We start from the raw sequence: 15,309 nt of genomic DNA on the forward strand, positions 1-15,309 counted from the left end.
ACAGTGATTTTGTTCTATTAAGGAGGAAAATGCATGTCAAGTGATGAGCGTTTACAGAATCCCTTAACGGATGCCCTAGTTGAAGCTGTTTTGTTGCTTAAAAACAAAGAAGAGTGTTATCGGTTCTTTGAAGATATTGCGACAGTTGCAGAAATTAAGGCTTTGGCTCAACGTCTGGAAGTTGCTAAAATGTTACAAAGGAATGAAACCTATACGGCGATTGCTGAAGTGACGGGAGTTAGTACCGCGACGATCAGCCGGGTAAAACGCTGTTTGAATTTCGGAGCAGATGGATACCAACTCATCTTGCGGCGTCTGAAAGAACAGCGCATACAGAAAATAGACACCAATGAAGGAGAATCATGATGCTAAGAACAAATTTAGGACTTCGTATACCAAAGGGCATGCGCGATCTGTTACCTGAGGAGATCGCCGTGCAAGAGGGTTTAGAGGTAAAAATTCTTAAACTTTTTCGACAGTGGTCTTATCAAAAGGTACTGACTCCCACACTGGAATATTCTGCTTGCGTTCAACCAGATGTTGAACAAGAGGATTCGTTATACAAATTCTTTGACCGCGAAGGGCGTATATTAACGTTACGACCAGAACTGACGATACCAATTGCGCGTCTTGTCAGCACACGTATGCGCGGTGGAGAATTTCCACTGCGCTTATGTTATAGTGCAGATGTCTATCGAAACACTACCGTTAGACACAGGGAGTTCCGTCAAGTCGGTGTAGAGCTTGTAGGTTCTGATCAGGAACTTGCCGATGCAGAAGTAATTGCCCTCGCAGTAGAAGCTATTGCTGGATTAGGCCTGGATAATTATCAGTTTAACCTGGGGCATATGGGGATCTTTTCAGGGCTCATGCTGGAAGCAGGGGTCGATGAAGGGATACAGACTCAGCTGGAGGAAGCGTTAGCCCGCAAAGATATGGTGGGTGTAGAAAGCTGTGTCAGACAAAGCGGCCTGCCAGCGCGAGTCCAGGAGCTGTTACTTCGGTTACCCCATTTTCACGGAGGAGAGGAAATTCTCGACGAAGTCCTCGCTTGGAGTGAGCGTCCAGCGATTCGGGAAGCCGTCGAAAGTCTCAGAAGAATTTATCAGTATTTAAAATATTTCGGAGTTCAAGCAAATGTATCCTTAGATTTAGGTATACTTCGTGGTTTTTCATATTATACTGGAGCGGTGTTTGAAGGGTATGTTCCAGGAATGGGTTTTCCAGTCGTTGAAGGCGGACGTTATGATGCTTTATATGGTGACTTTGGGATTCCCCAACCAGCAACTGGGTTCGCTATCCACCTGGGTAATTTATTGGAGCAATTCCCACTTCCAGCAGTCAAGGGAGCAGATGTGTTGGTATATGGTTCTGATGCGAAGCAGATCATTAGTCAGTGCCAAGCTTTAAGATCCCAGGGGAAAAGAGTCGAGATGGCGCTGGGAGCATTAGGAAAAGACGAAGCTCAGAAAATGATGCTTCAAAAGAATATTACGCAACTTTTATATGTCGAATAAGGAAAGTTAGACCGGGATGTTTCCCTTATCCAAATCTTTGTACAGGCGTTGCTTGCGTTGTTGAAATAAATACGTGAGTATTTGGAATGCGGAAAACGTTTAGCATACTTTTGGGTTGGAATATTATATAATAACGTAATAAATACATCTAAATAAAAGGGGGGTGTAATGATTGCGTAAACTTGCGGTACTTACTGGCGGAGGAGATTGCCCGGGGCTTAATGCAGTGATTAGGGCAATTGCTAAGAGCGCTCATGGATATGGAATTGAAGTGCTTGGGATTAGGGATGGCTTCCGTGGAGCTGTAGAAGGAGATTTTATGTCTCTTTCGCTGAAGGATGTCTCGGGTATTTTACCACGGGGGGGTACTATTCTCGGAACTACGAATCGCGACAACCCTTTTGCTTATGAAATGAAACTAAATGGGATGACTCAACCTGTAGATCGCTCAGATGACGTTATCCGAAATCTGCAGGAGCACGGAGTAGATGCCCTGTTAGCCATCGGTGGGGACGGGAGTTTGAACATCGCTCTTAAGTTTGCGAATAAAGGACTTAAAGTTATTGGAATTCCTAAAACTATCGATAATGATTTAATGGCCACAGATCAAACATTTGGTTTTCAAACGGCGGTGGATACAGCCCAAGAAGCGTTGGACCGTTTGCATACCACAGCAGAATCTCATCATAGGGTCATGGTTCTTGAAGTCATGGGTCGTTATGCTGGCTGGATAGCTTTGTACGCTGGTGTCGCAGGAGGAGCAGATGTCATCCTAATTCCGGAGATTCCGTATAATCTTAATCGGGTTGCCTTAAGTATTCAGAAACGAGCCAAGCAAGGAAAGAAATTCAGTATTATCGTCGTGGCAGAAGGTGCTAAGCCCTTAGGTGGCGAAATGGTAGTTGAACGAATGATGACAGGGCGAGTTGACCCGATTAAATTAGGAGGGATTGGCGCTAAAATAGGCCATGATCTTGAAGATCATTACGGGATGGAAACCCGAGTGACAGTGCTCGGACATCTGCAACGCGGAGGGTCCCCTAATGCATATGATCGAGTACTGTCTACTCGCTATGGGGCAGCGGCGGTAGATGCTGCGTTGGAAGAAGAATTTGGGATTATGGTTGCACTGCAAGGCAGGGAGATTGTTAGAGTTCCCCTCCGTGAAGCAGTGGATCAAATTAAACTTGTGCCCTTAAATGATCCCTTATTGTTAGCGGCGCGCACTCTGGGGATGGAGATGGGAGATTGAACCTTGAAAGATAGGAGGCTGAAAAATGAGTGGCAAATTATCTCTAGATCAGCTCGAAAGTTTTTTGGATGAGACTTGCGATTCTTTACGAGGGGATCGGGAAGCTACGGAATTTAAAGAATATGTCATTGCAATTCTTTTTTTAAAGCGTTTAAACGACCGATTTAAACTCGAACGCGAGGTTAGGCGTAAAAAACTTACGATGAAAGGGTTGTCTCAAGGTCAAATAGAAGAAGAGTTAGAAAAAAGGGAATCCTATCGTTTGTTTGTACCGAAGATGGCGCGTTGGGACATGGTAAAACTAGAAAAACAAGACTTAGGTTCCTATCTGGCTAAGGCCTTTGCAGAGATTGATGATAAAAACAGGGGTTGCTTGGGCGTTTTAAACACTGTTGACTTTAGTAAGACTACTGAAACGGGCGAGAGGTATATTACTAATGACGAGTTAGCTCAGCTATTTAAAGATTTTGAGGAATTGAAGTTATCGGATGATCACTTAGCCTTTTAATCCTGAAAGAGATAAAAAGTTTAAACCTAAAGAACTAATGATTCAGATAAGAATAATGAGTAAATTTGTTTTTTATCTATAAAATGAGCTTTAAAATATATGAGCAGAGAGAATGTCAGCTTGACTACTCTCTGCTTTTTAGTTCGGTTTTCACCATGCCCCACGTGAATATCACCAATTTAAAGGGTTTTAAATTTCTATTCTGATAAATTCTTAGGAAAAATTCGGAGGATTAGGACTTATTTAAATTTATGATAAGGGGTTGCCAGAGTTAAGGTGCATTGATATAATTAATATGTTAGTACTTTAATTAACTAAAGCACTAAAACGAATTTGACTGAAAAGCTAAAAGTATAGTGTTTTTGTGACATTTGAGAGGGGATGCCAAGTTGGATAAAGAATTCTTGACGATTGCCTTACCTAAAGGAAAGTTGCTTATTGATTCGATTCAATTGTTGAGTCGGGTTGGGATAGAATGCAGCCATGTTAATGAAGATTCACGGAAGCTATTCTTTGATCTTCCGAACAGCAAAGTAAAGATCATAATTTGCCGACCTACTGATATTCCGACGTATGTAGAATATGGGGCAGCGGATCTGGGTTTCGTGGGGAAGGATACCCTGCTGGAAGAGAACAAGGATGTGGCTGAATTACTGGACCTGAAATTTGGCTATTGTCGTTTTGTGGTGGCAATGTTGGAGGCGAGTGTTCCGCCTAAACTTCCGAGCGGAGAGTACGATTTAAGTGGACTGAACCATCAACGTGTTGCCACGAAGTTCCCTCGGGTAACAGAGACCTATTTTAGCGGAATTGGCATGCAGGTGACTCCCATTAAACTGCACGGAAATATGGAGTTAGCTCCGTGTGTTGATCTGGCAGAAATGATAGTCGATATTGTTTCCACGGGAAAAACGCTCAAGGAAAACCATTTAGTCGAGGTGGCTCCGATTCTTGAAGCGACTACACGCCTAATTGCTAATCGAGTAGCCTACCGCATGAAATACGAGCGGATTCGGGATTTGGTCGAGTGTTTACGCAAAGATTTACTAACATATGGGGGATGAGCGATTTATGAAAGTTGAGAAGCTAACTGATCTTAATTTACAACGTCTTACTCGAAAGTCGTATGGGGAGGATGAAGTTCTAGAGCAACGTGTTACAGCAATACTCAAACGTGTTCGGGAAGAGGGAGAAGACGCAATTTATCAACTAACTGAAGAATTTGATCATGTTAACCTGCGGCAAAACGGTTTGCGTGTCTCGGATGAGGAGATTCAAGAGGGCTATCAAGAGGTGAGTGAAGATTTCTTACAGGCCTTGCGTACCGCTAAAGCAAATATTTTAAGGTACCATGAAAAACAAAAACGAATCTCTTGGCTAGAACCGGATTCAGATGGGAGCATTCTTGGACAATTGTTGCTTCCGCTTAAGCGAGTGGGTATTTATGTGCCCGGGGGAACAGCGTCTTATCCGTCGTCGGTTTTGATGAATGCTTTACCGGCAATTGTAGCTGGAGTGCGGGAAATCGTGATGGTTAGTCCCCCTAGAGTTGATGGAACTCTTCTTCCAGAGGTTTTGGTTGCGGCGGCTGAAGCAGGAGTGACCGAAGTGTACAAAGTGGGCGGAGCTCAAGGAATTGCCGCCTTAGCCTATGGAACGGAGAACATCTTTCCGGTTGATAAGATAACCGGACCTGGGAACATTTACGTGACTTTAGCTAAAAAGCAAGTCTTCGGAACAGTGGATATTGACATGCTGGCCGGACCAAGTGAAATCTTAATCCTAGCGGATGAGAGCGGATGCCCGGAAGAATTAGCCGCGGATTTACTCTCTCAGGCCGAGCATGATCGTTTAGCCTCGGCAATCTTGGTCTCGCCATCTCGAGAACTCCTTGAACAGACAATCGTTGCTGTGGAAAGACAACTGGAAAGTTTACCCCGTGTTGAGATTGCTCGAGCGTCTTGGGAAACGTATGGAGCGGCGATTCTTGTCTCAGATCTCCAAGAAGGAATGGATTTGGCTAATAAAATAGCTCCAGAGCATTTTGAACTAGTCGTCAAAGATCCGTATTCCTGGTTGGGTCAAGTCCGCAATGTTGGGGCGGTCTTTCTAGGACGATATTCTCCTGAACCTGTCGGAGATTACTTTGCAGGGCCAAACCATGTATTGCCCACCGGAGGCTCGGCACGTTTTTATTCTCCACTTAATGTGGATATGTTTATGAAAAAGGTTAGTGTGATCGGATATTCGGAAGCAGCCCTTAAGAGAGGCGCCAAGCAGATTGCTTTACTCGCCCGCAGTGAGGGGTTAGAAGCACATGCCCGCGCTGTAGAAGTGCGGTTTAGAGAAAAAGAAGGCGAAAATTAGAGGGGAAAAGATTAAGTTAGGGGCAGAGAAAGTTAGAGAAGCAACAATAAAAGCAGTTGCCAAGAAATTCTATACAAGGGAGATGTAATCGATGGAAACTGAGTTAAGTAATCCTGAACAGTTTGTTCGCCCTGCTGTTCGTGAGCTGGTTCCCTACGAAACGAACTATATGCCGGAGTGCATTAAACTAGATGCCAACGAAAATCCCTTTCCTTGGCCTGAGGAAATGCGGGAAGCGTTGCTCGCCGAGAAATTAGCGTTTAACCGCTATCCGGATGGAATGGGTCAGGATCTCAAGAATCGTATTTCTAGGTATACTTCAACCTCTCCGGAAAGTATTCTAATTGGAAACGGCTCGGATGAGTTGATCCAAATGATTCTGCTCACTTTTGGTGGTGCGGGGAAATCTTTGATCATCCATCCACCGACATTCGGCATGTATCAGATCTATGCTCGCTTGACGGAAACTGCAGTTGTGCAAGTGCCCTTGTTAAACGGCCTGGACTTGGATACGGAGCAAATGTTAACAGCAGCCCAAGCCCCAGAGGCTCAGGTAATCATTGTTTGTAATCCCAACAATCCTACGGGATCGCTCTTTCCAAGGAATGAAATTCTTAGACTTGTAAGGGAAAGCGGCAAAATAGTCGTAGTAGATGAGGCCTACGCTGAGTTTTCAGAGGAAACTCTGATTCCTGAGCTAGAAAATTACCCTAACTTAGTGATCATGCGAACATTTTCTAAGGCTTTTGGAATGGCAGGACTTCGCTTAGGGTATCTATTGGGACAACCGAAAACCATTGCCTTAATCAACAGAGTACGGCCACCCTTCAACGTCAACTCTTTTAGTCAGAGAGCCGGAATCCTGGCCTTGGATTATTTAAATGAGTACCAAGGGCAAATCCAGGAAATTAAAGCAGAAACACAAAAATTACAAGCCGCCTTAAATCTGGTTCCGAATCTAACGGTTTACCCGACGCGGGCAAATTTCATTCTCTTTAAACCGGAAGATCCTGATCAGTGGGCGTCAGAATTGCTAAAACGAGGTTTTCTAGTCCGGAACATGGGCATGCTTCCTTCTCTCGGCAAATGCCTGCGTATCAGCGCGGGACTGCCAGAGGAAAATGAAAAATTTATTCGTGCAGTTCGAGAGATTAGCGTCGGATCATAACCAACTTTCGGCAGATAAAATTAATGTGGGAAGACTCAAAAAGAAAGTCCGAATCCCTGTAACCGTAAATGATTTTTAGGTATTGCGGCTATAATTGATTAGATATGAATTAAACCGGAGTGTAGAAAGGATAGAATAAATGCGAGAAGCTTGTATTGAACGGAAAACTAAGGAAACAGAAATCCGTGTGCGCTTGAATCTTGATGGTACCGGAGAGGCTCAAGTAAAGACGGGAATTGGTTTCTTTGATCATATGCTGACAGCGTTTGCCCGATTTGCCTATCTGGATCTCATTCTTGAGGCCAGCGGGGATTTGGAGGTGGATGTCCACCATACGATTGAGGATTGTGGGATCGTGCTGGGGCAAGCATTGCGGGAGGCTTGCGGCGATAAAGCAGGGATTGAACGACTTGGTGAGGCCCTGCTTCCTATGGACGAAGCCCTTGTTCAAGTGGCATTGGACCTCTCGAATCGGCCCTATCTAGTTTGGGATGTGGGTTGTTCAGATGGTATGGTCGGTGAGTTTCCAGTCGAGATGGCAGAAGAGTTTTTCAGAGCGTTAGCGGTACAGAGCGGGCTCACTTTGCATGTGAGGAAGCTTTCTGGGAAGAACCGACATCATATTTTAGAAGCTGCCTTTAAAGGGGCAGGGAGAGCTCTGGGGCTGGCTCTACGCCAGAACACTCGGTATCGTGGTATCCTTTCAACCAAAGGAGTTTTATAAATGATTGGAATTGTAGATTATGGACGAGGAAACTTAAGAAGTGTGGAGAAGGCTTTAGAAAAGGTTGGTTTTGAGGCAACTATTATGGCTTCCCCAACGGAACTAAGCACTGTGAATGGTCTTATACTTCCAGGTGTTGGGGCGTTTGCTGATGCAATGCAGGCGTTGGGGCAAGGGGGATGGATTGAACCACTTACCCAGTTCGCTCGCTCCGGGCGCCCTTTCTTGGGAATCTGTCTGGGAATGCAGATTCTCTTTGAGATTGGGGAAGAGCACGGTGAACACGCCGGGTTAGGGCTCTTAACTGGCCGAGTGGTCAAATTTCCGCGGGGTAGGAAGGTTCCCCATATGGGGTGGAATAGTTTGCGGTTAGAGCAACCTTCTCATCTACTGGAAGGGATTCCGAATGAATCCTACTTTTATTTTGTTCATTCCTATTATGCGGAACCTGGTGAGAAGAAGGATATTGTAGCGACCAGTGACTATGGAGTCGTTGTCCCTGCCGTTGTAGGCAAGGACAATGTTTGGGGAGCACAATTTCACCCAGAGAAATCAAGTCCTTGGGGACTTCAGATACTAACGAATTTTGGAAAGTGGGTGAATGAGGATGATACTCTTTCCAGCCATCGATCTTAAAGAGGGAAAAGCGGTACGCCTTTTACAGGGACGGATGGAAGATTCTACGATTTACGCAGATAACCCTGTTGATGTTGCTAAAGAATTTGAAAATCAAGGTGCCGAGTATTTACATATAGTTGATCTGAATGGTGCATTTTCTGGAAAACCGATGAATGATGAAACCATACGGCGGATTGTGAGAAGTGTATCGATGAAAATTCAGGTAGGTGGTGGAATCCGCACGATGGAGCGGATTACAGAGCTTTTAGAGTTAGGGGTTGAACGGGTTATTCTAGGAACAATTGCCGTCAAAAACCCGGAATTGGTCGCCGAAGCAGCACGCCGGTATGGGAAACGAGTTATTGTGGGGATTGATGCCAAGGATGGCTGGGTTGCGGTTCAAGGTTGGGCGGAAGCCACAGAAATGCAAGCAGTAGACTTAGGGAAGGCTATGAAAGCAGTGGGAATCGAAAGCGTGGTTTTCACAGATATTTCGCGTGACGGAATGCTCCAAGGACCTAATATCGAGAGCACTGTACAGATGGCCCAGGAAACTGGCCTATCCGTGATCGCCTCTGGTGGAATTTCTACGTTAGATGATCTGCGAAAGTTGGAGGCCGAGGCGCTTAGAGGAGTTTCTATCGAGGGTGCTATTACAGGAAAAGCTCTCTATAGCGGAGCTTTCACTTTGAGGGAAGCTATAGAGTCCGCTGGTGGAAGATCGAGTGATACGAAACAGAAATATGTAGCACCAAGCGAATCAGTAAAACAGGATTGAGGAGGGGATGAGACATGTTAAGCAAGCGGATCATTCCCTGTTTAGACGTCCATGAGGGGCGTGTGGTTAAGGGAACTAATTTTGTGCAGTTACGTGATGCGGGGGACCCAGTGGAACTCGCAGCTCTCTATGACCAAGAAGGCGCTGATGAGTTGATTTTCTTAGATATAACCGCTTCGTCTGATAACCGAGAAACAATGGTTGATGTAGTACGCCGAACAGCCGAGCAAGTTTTCATTCCCTTCACAATTGGGGGCGGACTGCGGACTATCGAGGATATTCGCCGCATGCTTAGGGCAGGGGCGGATAAGATTGCTTTAAATACTTCTGCGGTTCAGAACCCCAGGCTTATTCAAGAAGGGGCCCATGCTTTCGGGAGTCAGTGTATTGTCGTGGCTATTGATGCTCGAACCAGCGCACCAGGTCAATGGGAAGTGTATATTCATGGTGGAAGAACAGCGACCGGCAAGGATGTCTTGGAATGGGCCGCAGAGGCGGAAGCTCTTGGTGCGGGAGAAATCCTCTTAACTTCCATGGATCGCGACGGTACTAAGATTGGCTACGAATTAGAATTGACTCGGGCTGTTAGTCGAGCCGTGTCCCTGCCCGTCATAGCGAGCGGCGGGGTAGGAACCTTAGAACATTTAGCGGAAGGGCTCACCTTAGGGGAAGCGGACGCCGTCTTAGCGGCTTCGATCTTTCATTACAAGGAGTACAGCATTGAGGAAGCCAAACGGTATTTGGCGCAACGGGGAATTTTGGTACGACATTCGTAGTTCGATATTCGAACTGCGATATAGATAGAAAGGTTTGAGATATATGGATGCAAATGAAATACAAGCTTTAGACTTATTGAAGATCCGCTGGGATGCTCACGGGCTTGTTCCTGCGATTGTTCAGGATGTGGAGACTAGGGAAGTCTTAATGTTGGCATATATGAATGAAGAGTCCTTGCGAAGGACTCTGCTTGAAGGGAAGGCTTGTTATTACAGCCGAAGTCGACAATCCCTGTGGCTGAAAGGGGAAACCTCAGGACATTTCCAGGAGATCGTGGATATTAAATTTGACTGTGATCAGGACGCCTTACTTCTGACTGTGAAGCAGATAGGTATGGCTTGCCATGAAGACTATTTCTCGTGTTTTCACTACGATCTGACCAGCGAAGGATTTAAGGGAATTGGAGAGCCTGAAGTGAGGCCTGAGCCTACACTGGGAAGGACTCTAGAGCTGCTGACAGATGTGATTCATTCCAGAAATCAGGAACGGCCTGAAGGGGCTTATACGACCTATCTATTTGAAAAAGGAATTGATAAGATTCTTAAAAAAGTCGGAGAAGAAAGCGCGGAAGTGATTATCGCCGCTAAGAATGCCGATCCAGAAGAGATTAGGTGTGAAGTATCGGATTTGTTCTATCATGTGTTAGTGATGCTGGAAGAGCGCGGGGTTAGAGTCAGTGAAGTAGCCAGGGAGTTGCTTGAGAGGCGTAAGTAGGATGTCTTAATTTAATATACTGAAACAAACAAAGCTGGAGGAGAGTTCCAGCTTTGTTTTGTTTCAGATACATATTGGTTTATTAAACACCGATAAGCGGTATTACTAGATTATCTTTAAATATTGTATTACAGGGTGTACAATATTTAAGGTACATATGACATTAATAATGGAGTATAAAATATGCAAACTTTTTTAACTGAGTTTAACCAATGGTTAAATAGGTATATGTTTGTAATGGTAACAGCTGGAATCGCCGCTGGATTCTTCATTCCGCTTATAAATTCACCGCTTATCAGTGCCTTAGCAACAGGTTTATTTGCCTATATGACCTTTATGAGCGCCTTACGTACAACCTTTCAGGATGTCGTCCGTATTTTAACGAAACCTCTTGTTCCTTTATGGAGCATGTTCTTGATCCATGGCATTTCACCGCTAGTTGCATGGGGGGTAGGACTCTGGATCTACCCAGATAATTTCTACATGCGCTTAGGTCTTTTGCTTGGTTCCACTATCCCGATTGCGGTCACTTCGGTTATTTGGACCACGATTGCTAATGGAGATATTGCACTCGCATTGGTGACGGTGACTCTGGATACTTTACTGATCCCTATCTTATTTCCAGCCTTTTTTATAATTATACTTGGAACAAGTATTGTCATCGATTATGGAAACATGATATTGCGGTTGCTCTTAATGGTTACCATCCCAAGCATCCTTGGAATGGTAATTAATGAAATAACAAAAGGGAGGTTGGAGAACTTCGCTGTTTCAGTAGGGGGAGTGACTTCGAAGATTGCTAGCTTTTTCGTTGTCTTTCTCAATTCTGCTGTTGTTCTTCCAAATATAAAATGGGATATTTCGGCAGTCAAAATGATGATCGTCGTTGTGGGATTAGTTTCTGTTAATTATTTAATTGGGTTTTGCGGGAGCTATCTTTTAAAAGATCGGCGGCAAGGTCGTAACTGCCATGATCTTTAATGTAGGAATGCGCAATACAGGCTTTGGTTCTGTTATAGCCATTTCTTATTTTCCAGCTACTGTTGCCTTACCTATTGTCTTAACACTCCTCTTTCAACAACCGATTGCGGCGATTGTTTCGAAGATTATAATGAAATTTGATCATCAGGATCGTAAAATAAGACCAGAGGCCGGCACACTAACCAGTCCAGTTAGAGATCTTTGAATATCACATGCCCTATGTGCCCATAGAGACCATATGATGTATTTTAGAAGATTGAACGACTATCTCCTTTGAACAATAACATTGAGCTTTTTTTAGATAAAATACTTTACGTCTATCTGTAATGAATCTAAGATTTGTTGTATTACATTATCCAACTTATTTGGGAAGTCGACCGTATCTGATAGAAGAGATATTCTAACGACTTCGTCAGTATTGTTAATTTTCAACCAATATTCTTTTCCACTTATTGATTCTTGTCCAAATTCAGCAGTCCATTCGATTATGAATCCTTGATATTCACTTTTTAGAACATTACTTACCTTATAAGACCTGAAATCAAAAGGACTTAAGGATTTGCTATAGCTAAGAAAACGCTCTAAATCCTTGATCTTCCATAACTGTATATAGCCCCTGAAAGCCAATTCATTGTTTACTAAATATGTACTAAATTGCATCTCATTTCCCATGTCAGAGCTAACGTAGACCTCGGTGGCATCCGGTACTGAAAATGTTATAGTATAGTCGTCTATATCATATTGCAAAGGCTTGTAACTGGTCATTATAGTTGCATAACTCTGTATTGGAAAATAACCATGTTTAATAGTTTTTACCGACCCTCTTAACAAAAGGCTCAGAGATATAAGCACTGCAATAATTAAAGTTGTACCTATAAGGATAAGCGTTTTTTTTCTCATCTTTTTCCCCTTCTTTTGTTTTCTACCTTATAATCTATTGAAATGCATGAACAATAATTACCTAACAACTTTTCTTATACTCCTGAATGGTTTTGACAGCGCTGGCGACTTATTTATGGAAAGGCTTTTTGCTAAATTTCTAATTTCCGTAAATGTATGCTAAATAATTAAAGCACCCTATCGTGACTTTTACAGTCTAACTCGATAGGGTGCTTTAATGCATCTGGGAGGGTTATTGTTTTAGATTCAAGGCCTTGCAAAGTGTTCCATGATTTTTGCCCAAATACGTTGTGTTTCAAGGAATTCGCTATTATGTTTTTTAACATTTTTATGGTATTTCTCCAATTCAGCTAAGACTTTAATAAAATCCTGCTTCCCGAAATAAGCGCATATTTTGGGTAATATCTCGTTAAGTTGTTCCCGCATCTCTTCAATCTTTTCCTCGTAATGATCTCTTTGTGTGATGTAGAGCAGTAATGGCTTATAACGAATCCAACCTATACAGGCCTTGTAAAAGCGAGTGGTAATTTGCTCGGTATCAGCCTTTATAAATTTTAATCGGAGTGGGAGAACACCTTCTAGAAGGTCATTATAAGTTGAGAACCCGTCATGAAATGTGTAACATGGCACGCGCAAAACTTTTCGTTCGCTAAGGCAGGTACTTAAAAAGGTATCCTCGCCTCTAGCTCCTGGCGGATTGTAAAATGGAAAAATACGACGAGAATCGGTAAGGTTGATACACAGATTAGCACCTGAGATGAATTTGGAATGGTTTATTTCCTGAACCTCTATGGCATCAGCGCTAGTCAATATCTTTGTATCAGCGTAGGTTACTCCGCCATTTTCCATAACAGTTTTCAAAGTATCCCAGTTAATGATATCATTGCTGATTGCCTCGATGAATGAACGGAAATCAGCTTCGGTCATAGTGTCATTAAACTCTATATGGGGAATAGGGGATATATATCCGCAATGATTCCCATGGGTGATGTCCGCTTGAGCAATATATTTAAGATGCCCTGTCAGGACCTCCTGGCCTCCCCAAATTGCTGTATTACGAGTATTGGTCACTGCCAGCGGGTATTCGTCGTCGTCCAGAAAAACCAGATAATCCATATTGTGCTTAATAGCGTTATATAGCACAGCGTTACGTTTGGCTGCATACCCCTTACCAAAGATCAAGGGAACTTCACTAAAATTGATGACGTTTTCTCGAATTAAATAGTCAATTTCTTCTTTTATAGCAATGCTCCCAATAAAATTGCTGCTATCAATCTGCTCTGCTAGTTCTGGGTGTACATTGGTGTAATCAGTTATTTTAGTTTTATGATAATCAAGATCATATGCTACAAAAAGATTTAAACTAATACTTTTGTTTTCAACCAACCCGGATTCCTTCCAGGTGTGTATATAAGTTCTCAGCACCTTTTGAAAGCTCTTTCTCCCAGTCGCAAAACCGATGCCAACTTTAATGATTTTGTCCTCGTGCAATTAATCACTTCCTTTTGAAATAAATCTTTCATAAAGTCTCGTTATATTGCTATAAATAATAGCAAAAAGTTATAAAGTTTAAGTGTCGCCAACATATTCTTTACTTGAATAATTAATGTATATCTGCACCGCTTTTTCTAAAGTAAAGTAATCAGTTCCACAAAAGTTAAAGTAGGTGCTCTCCTTGCTGCCGTTGACAAGAGCTTAAGATTGGAGCATTACGGCAATAAACTTATACCCACAAGTAATGAAGCTGATAAACCAAGGAATATCAATACATGCTTTAAGTCCTTAATAGTTTTCATGATAAACACGATTCTTTCGCCCGCCTTTCGTAACCTCATGTCTGAAGCATCCTCCTTAAAGAATACTAAAAACTAACATTTACTTGATTTCAAAGGATAAAGATTAGTTCGCTTTTCTAAGTGAGCTTTCATTATGCCCGTTAAAACATGATCTGTCTTCGTACAAATTCTCTTTACCTTGTACTGGTCCCCTATCACACCGCTAGTATCGACATGAGCTTGTACAATTCCATTTTTGATAATGTTCAAACTAGTGTCAGGGCTAGTTTCCTTGATAGCTTTGGCCATTGAATAATGCCTCCTTTAGTCATTCTATACCCCATCAATTGAGGGCGATTCAATCCACTTCAGAATAAGCTCCCTCGTAAAACTTGCCCACTTGGATATTGTCAAAAATGTCACAAAGGTTGATGCCTTAATATCATCTTCTGATGGATCTCTTTTAGCTCTAATTATTTCTAATGCTCTACCGTAAAGTACATTTAGACTTGGGGTAAGTTTCTCAATCTCACTAAATAGAGATAAATGATATTCATATAACTCAACTAACGTAAAATTTGATATCGACTCCCCATAGTCGATAATTTCTTTGGCCTCTTTTAATTCAAACAACACTTTAAGATCGTTAGTCATAAGGATTCTAGCCACTTGTTGTGGTGGATACTTCTTACCGTCTGGACTCTCAATGATGCCCCGTTTTACCCAGTTTTGAATTGTTGCAACCTCGAAAGCTTGATCATTTACACCAATTATGGACCCAATGGAGTTACTTGTACCTAATTTAACGATTTGTGATGCCATTAATTCTATATCGGGTATGCCTTTATTGTTACTAAACTTAGAAAACAAAGGACTTTCTGCACCCTTTATAATCATTTCTACGGGTCCCAAGAGTTTTTCTTCTATTTCATCATTTGACATCAAAACACAACCTTAAATCAATATAGTATAACTATAATACGTGAAATATATTTATTGTATTACATAAAGAGTTCAATTGACTGTATTAATATTTATAATAGCTCTTTAATAGTATAAAGTCAAATAAAGATTATTGTTTTATACAAATTTATCCACCTAAAATTGATCGAAGAAGAAAAAACCCTATAGGGTTAGACCTTTTATCAGTCCACTCTATAGGGTTCACTTTATCAATTCCGAGACACCCACTTCTTCAAGTGGGTGTTCCTTATTCTACTTCGGTGACGA

General features: G+C 42.5%; 19 protein-coding genes. 14 read left to right on the forward strand and 5 right to left on the reverse strand.

Features of this window, described 5'->3' with window-relative positions:
• The first annotated feature begins 33 nt into the window (after window positions 1-33).
• From M8E35_RS04735 to M8E35_RS04800, 14 genes are all read left to right on the forward strand, one after another.
• Window positions 34-366 carry a YerC/YecD family TrpR-related protein gene (locus tag M8E35_RS04735; protein WP_252467631.1) on the forward strand — a complete coding sequence of 111 codons (333 nt, stop codon included), beginning with the start codon at window positions 34-36 and terminating at the stop codon, window positions 364-366.
• Window positions 366-1,517: an ATP phosphoribosyltransferase regulatory subunit gene (gene hisZ / locus M8E35_RS04740; RefSeq protein WP_252467632.1), complete on the forward strand. Its 1,152-nt coding sequence runs from the start codon at window positions 366-368 to the stop codon at window positions 1,515-1,517. The genes M8E35_RS04735 and hisZ overlap by 1 nt, the downstream gene beginning before the upstream one ends.
• 172 nt (window positions 1,518-1,689) lie before the next feature.
• Window positions 1,690-2,769, forward strand: coding sequence for a 6-phosphofructokinase (locus tag M8E35_RS04745; protein WP_252467633.1), 1,080 nt, complete (start codon window positions 1,690-1,692; stop codon window positions 2,767-2,769).
• Window positions 2,770-2,794: 25 nt separating this feature from the next.
• Complete coding sequence (locus tag M8E35_RS04750; RefSeq protein WP_252467634.1) at window positions 2,795-3,277, forward strand: type I restriction-modification system subunit M N-terminal domain-containing protein; 483 nt, start codon at window positions 2,795-2,797, stop codon at window positions 3,275-3,277.
• 389 nt (window positions 3,278-3,666) lie between these two features.
• The gene (gene hisG / locus M8E35_RS04755) at window positions 3,667-4,341 is read left to right on the forward strand and encodes an ATP phosphoribosyltransferase (protein WP_252467635.1); all 675 of its coding nucleotides are present in this window, start codon (window positions 3,667-3,669) and stop codon (window positions 4,339-4,341) included.
• 7 nt (window positions 4,342-4,348) lie between these two features.
• A complete protein-coding gene (gene hisD / locus M8E35_RS04760; protein ID WP_252467636.1) occupies window positions 4,349-5,644 on the forward strand; it encodes a histidinol dehydrogenase in 1,296 nt (431 codons plus the stop codon).
• A 91-nt stretch (window positions 5,645-5,735) separates the two neighbouring features.
• The gene (gene hisC / locus M8E35_RS04765; RefSeq protein ID WP_252467637.1) at window positions 5,736-6,812 is read left to right on the forward strand and encodes a histidinol-phosphate transaminase; all 1,077 of its coding nucleotides are present in this window, start codon (window positions 5,736-5,738) and stop codon (window positions 6,810-6,812) included.
• Between the two features lie 139 nt (window positions 6,813-6,951).
• The gene (hisB, locus tag M8E35_RS04770; RefSeq protein ID WP_252467638.1) at window positions 6,952-7,536 is read left to right on the forward strand and encodes an imidazoleglycerol-phosphate dehydratase HisB; all 585 of its coding nucleotides are present in this window, start codon (window positions 6,952-6,954) and stop codon (window positions 7,534-7,536) included.
• Window positions 7,537-8,172: an imidazole glycerol phosphate synthase subunit HisH gene (gene hisH, locus M8E35_RS04775; RefSeq protein ID WP_252467639.1), complete on the forward strand. Its 636-nt coding sequence runs from the start codon at window positions 7,537-7,539 to the stop codon at window positions 8,170-8,172.
• Complete coding sequence (gene hisA / locus M8E35_RS04780; protein ID WP_252467641.1) at window positions 8,144-8,932, forward strand: 1-(5-phosphoribosyl)-5-[(5-phosphoribosylamino)methylideneamino]imidazole-4-carboxamide isomerase; 789 nt, start codon at window positions 8,144-8,146, stop codon at window positions 8,930-8,932. The genes hisH and hisA overlap by 29 nt, the downstream gene beginning before the upstream one ends.
• Before the next feature lie 14 nt (window positions 8,933-8,946).
• On the forward strand, window positions 8,947-9,708 hold the full coding sequence (gene hisF, locus M8E35_RS04785) for an imidazole glycerol phosphate synthase subunit HisF (RefSeq protein ID WP_252467642.1): 762 nt from the start codon (window positions 8,947-8,949) through the stop codon (window positions 9,706-9,708).
• A gap of 43 nt (window positions 9,709-9,751) precedes the next feature.
• On the forward strand, window positions 9,752-10,423 hold the full coding sequence (hisIE, locus tag M8E35_RS04790) for a bifunctional phosphoribosyl-AMP cyclohydrolase/phosphoribosyl-ATP diphosphatase HisIE (RefSeq protein ID WP_252467643.1): 672 nt from the start codon (window positions 9,752-9,754) through the stop codon (window positions 10,421-10,423).
• 183 nt (window positions 10,424-10,606) lie between these two features.
• Window positions 10,607-11,404 (forward strand): bile acid:sodium symporter family protein, encoded by a 798-nt coding sequence (locus tag M8E35_RS04795; RefSeq protein ID WP_252467644.1) that lies wholly within the window; start codon window positions 10,607-10,609, stop codon window positions 11,402-11,404.
• Complete coding sequence (locus M8E35_RS04800) at window positions 11,394-11,609, forward strand: hypothetical protein (protein WP_252467645.1); 216 nt, start codon at window positions 11,394-11,396, stop codon at window positions 11,607-11,609. Before M8E35_RS04795 ends, M8E35_RS04800 begins: the two co-directional genes overlap by 11 nt.
• A gap of 92 nt (window positions 11,610-11,701) precedes the next feature.
• Here the strand turns inward: M8E35_RS04800 and M8E35_RS04805 are convergent, their stop codons facing one another.
• From M8E35_RS04805 to M8E35_RS04820, 5 genes are all read right to left on the reverse strand, one after another.
• A complete protein-coding gene (locus M8E35_RS04805; protein ID WP_252467646.1) occupies window positions 11,702-12,304 on the reverse strand; it encodes a hypothetical protein in 603 nt (200 codons plus the stop codon).
• A gap of 246 nt (window positions 12,305-12,550) precedes the next feature.
• Window positions 12,551-13,795 (reverse strand): hypothetical protein, encoded by a 1,245-nt coding sequence (locus tag M8E35_RS04810; protein WP_252467647.1) that lies wholly within the window; start codon window positions 13,793-13,795, stop codon window positions 12,551-12,553.
• A 218-nt stretch (window positions 13,796-14,013) separates the two neighbouring features.
• A complete protein-coding gene (locus tag M8E35_RS26430) occupies window positions 14,014-14,139 on the reverse strand; it encodes a hypothetical protein (protein ID WP_289710678.1) in 126 nt (41 codons plus the stop codon).
• 33 nt (window positions 14,140-14,172) lie between these two features.
• Window positions 14,173-14,388 carry a hypothetical protein gene (locus M8E35_RS04815; RefSeq protein ID WP_252467648.1) on the reverse strand — a complete coding sequence of 72 codons (216 nt, stop codon included), beginning with the start codon at window positions 14,386-14,388 and terminating at the stop codon, window positions 14,173-14,175.
• Between the two features lie 24 nt (window positions 14,389-14,412).
• Window positions 14,413-15,021 (reverse strand): DUF1836 domain-containing protein, encoded by a 609-nt coding sequence (locus M8E35_RS04820; RefSeq protein WP_252467649.1) that lies wholly within the window; start codon window positions 15,019-15,021, stop codon window positions 14,413-14,415.
• Window positions 15,022-15,309: the final 288 nt, after the last annotated feature.

Origin of the sequence: Desulfosporosinus nitroreducens (assembly GCF_023897015.1) — a bacterium.
GTDB classification, from domain to species: domain Bacteria; phylum Bacillota; class Desulfitobacteriia; order Desulfitobacteriales; family Desulfitobacteriaceae; genus Desulfosporosinus; species Desulfosporosinus nitroreducens.

Excerpts from the sequence above, each read along its gene's own strand:
- hisD (WP_252467636.1), top strand. The coding sequence starts at position 4,349 with ATGAAAGTTGAGAAGCTAACTGATCTTAATTTACAACGTCTTACTCGA.
- hisA (WP_252467641.1), top strand. The coding sequence starts at position 8,144 with ATGATACTCTTTCCAGCCATCGATCTTAAAGAGGGAAAAGCGGTACGC.
- M8E35_RS04805 (WP_252467646.1), bottom strand. The coding sequence starts at position 12,304 with ATGAGAAAAAAAACGCTTATCCTTATAGGTACAACTTTAATTATTGCA.
- hisIE (WP_252467643.1), top strand. The coding sequence starts at position 9,752 with ATGGATGCAAATGAAATACAAGCTTTAGACTTATTGAAGATCCGCTGG.
- M8E35_RS04795 (WP_252467644.1), top strand. The coding sequence starts at position 10,607 with ATGCAAACTTTTTTAACTGAGTTTAACCAATGGTTAAATAGGTATATG.
- M8E35_RS04750 (WP_252467634.1), top strand. The coding sequence starts at position 2,795 with ATGAGTGGCAAATTATCTCTAGATCAGCTCGAAAGTTTTTTGGATGAG.
- M8E35_RS04800 (WP_252467645.1), top strand. The coding sequence starts at position 11,394 with ATGATCTTTAATGTAGGAATGCGCAATACAGGCTTTGGTTCTGTTATA.
- hisB (WP_252467638.1), top strand. The coding sequence starts at position 6,952 with ATGCGAGAAGCTTGTATTGAACGGAAAACTAAGGAAACAGAAATCCGT.
- M8E35_RS26430 (WP_289710678.1), bottom strand. The coding sequence starts at position 14,139 with ATGAGGTTACGAAAGGCGGGCGAAAGAATCGTGTTTATCATGAAAACT.
- hisF (WP_252467642.1), top strand. The coding sequence starts at position 8,947 with ATGTTAAGCAAGCGGATCATTCCCTGTTTAGACGTCCATGAGGGGCGT.
- hisZ (WP_252467632.1), top strand. The coding sequence starts at position 366 with ATGCTAAGAACAAATTTAGGACTTCGTATACCAAAGGGCATGCGCGAT.
- M8E35_RS04735 (WP_252467631.1), top strand. The coding sequence starts at position 34 with ATGTCAAGTGATGAGCGTTTACAGAATCCCTTAACGGATGCCCTAGTT.
- M8E35_RS04815 (WP_252467648.1), bottom strand. The coding sequence starts at position 14,388 with ATGGCCAAAGCTATCAAGGAAACTAGCCCTGACACTAGTTTGAACATT.
- hisH (WP_252467639.1), top strand. The coding sequence starts at position 7,537 with ATGATTGGAATTGTAGATTATGGACGAGGAAACTTAAGAAGTGTGGAG.
- M8E35_RS04820 (WP_252467649.1), bottom strand. The coding sequence starts at position 15,021 with ATGTCAAATGATGAAATAGAAGAAAAACTCTTGGGACCCGTAGAAATG.
- hisC (WP_252467637.1), top strand. The coding sequence starts at position 5,736 with ATGGAAACTGAGTTAAGTAATCCTGAACAGTTTGTTCGCCCTGCTGTT.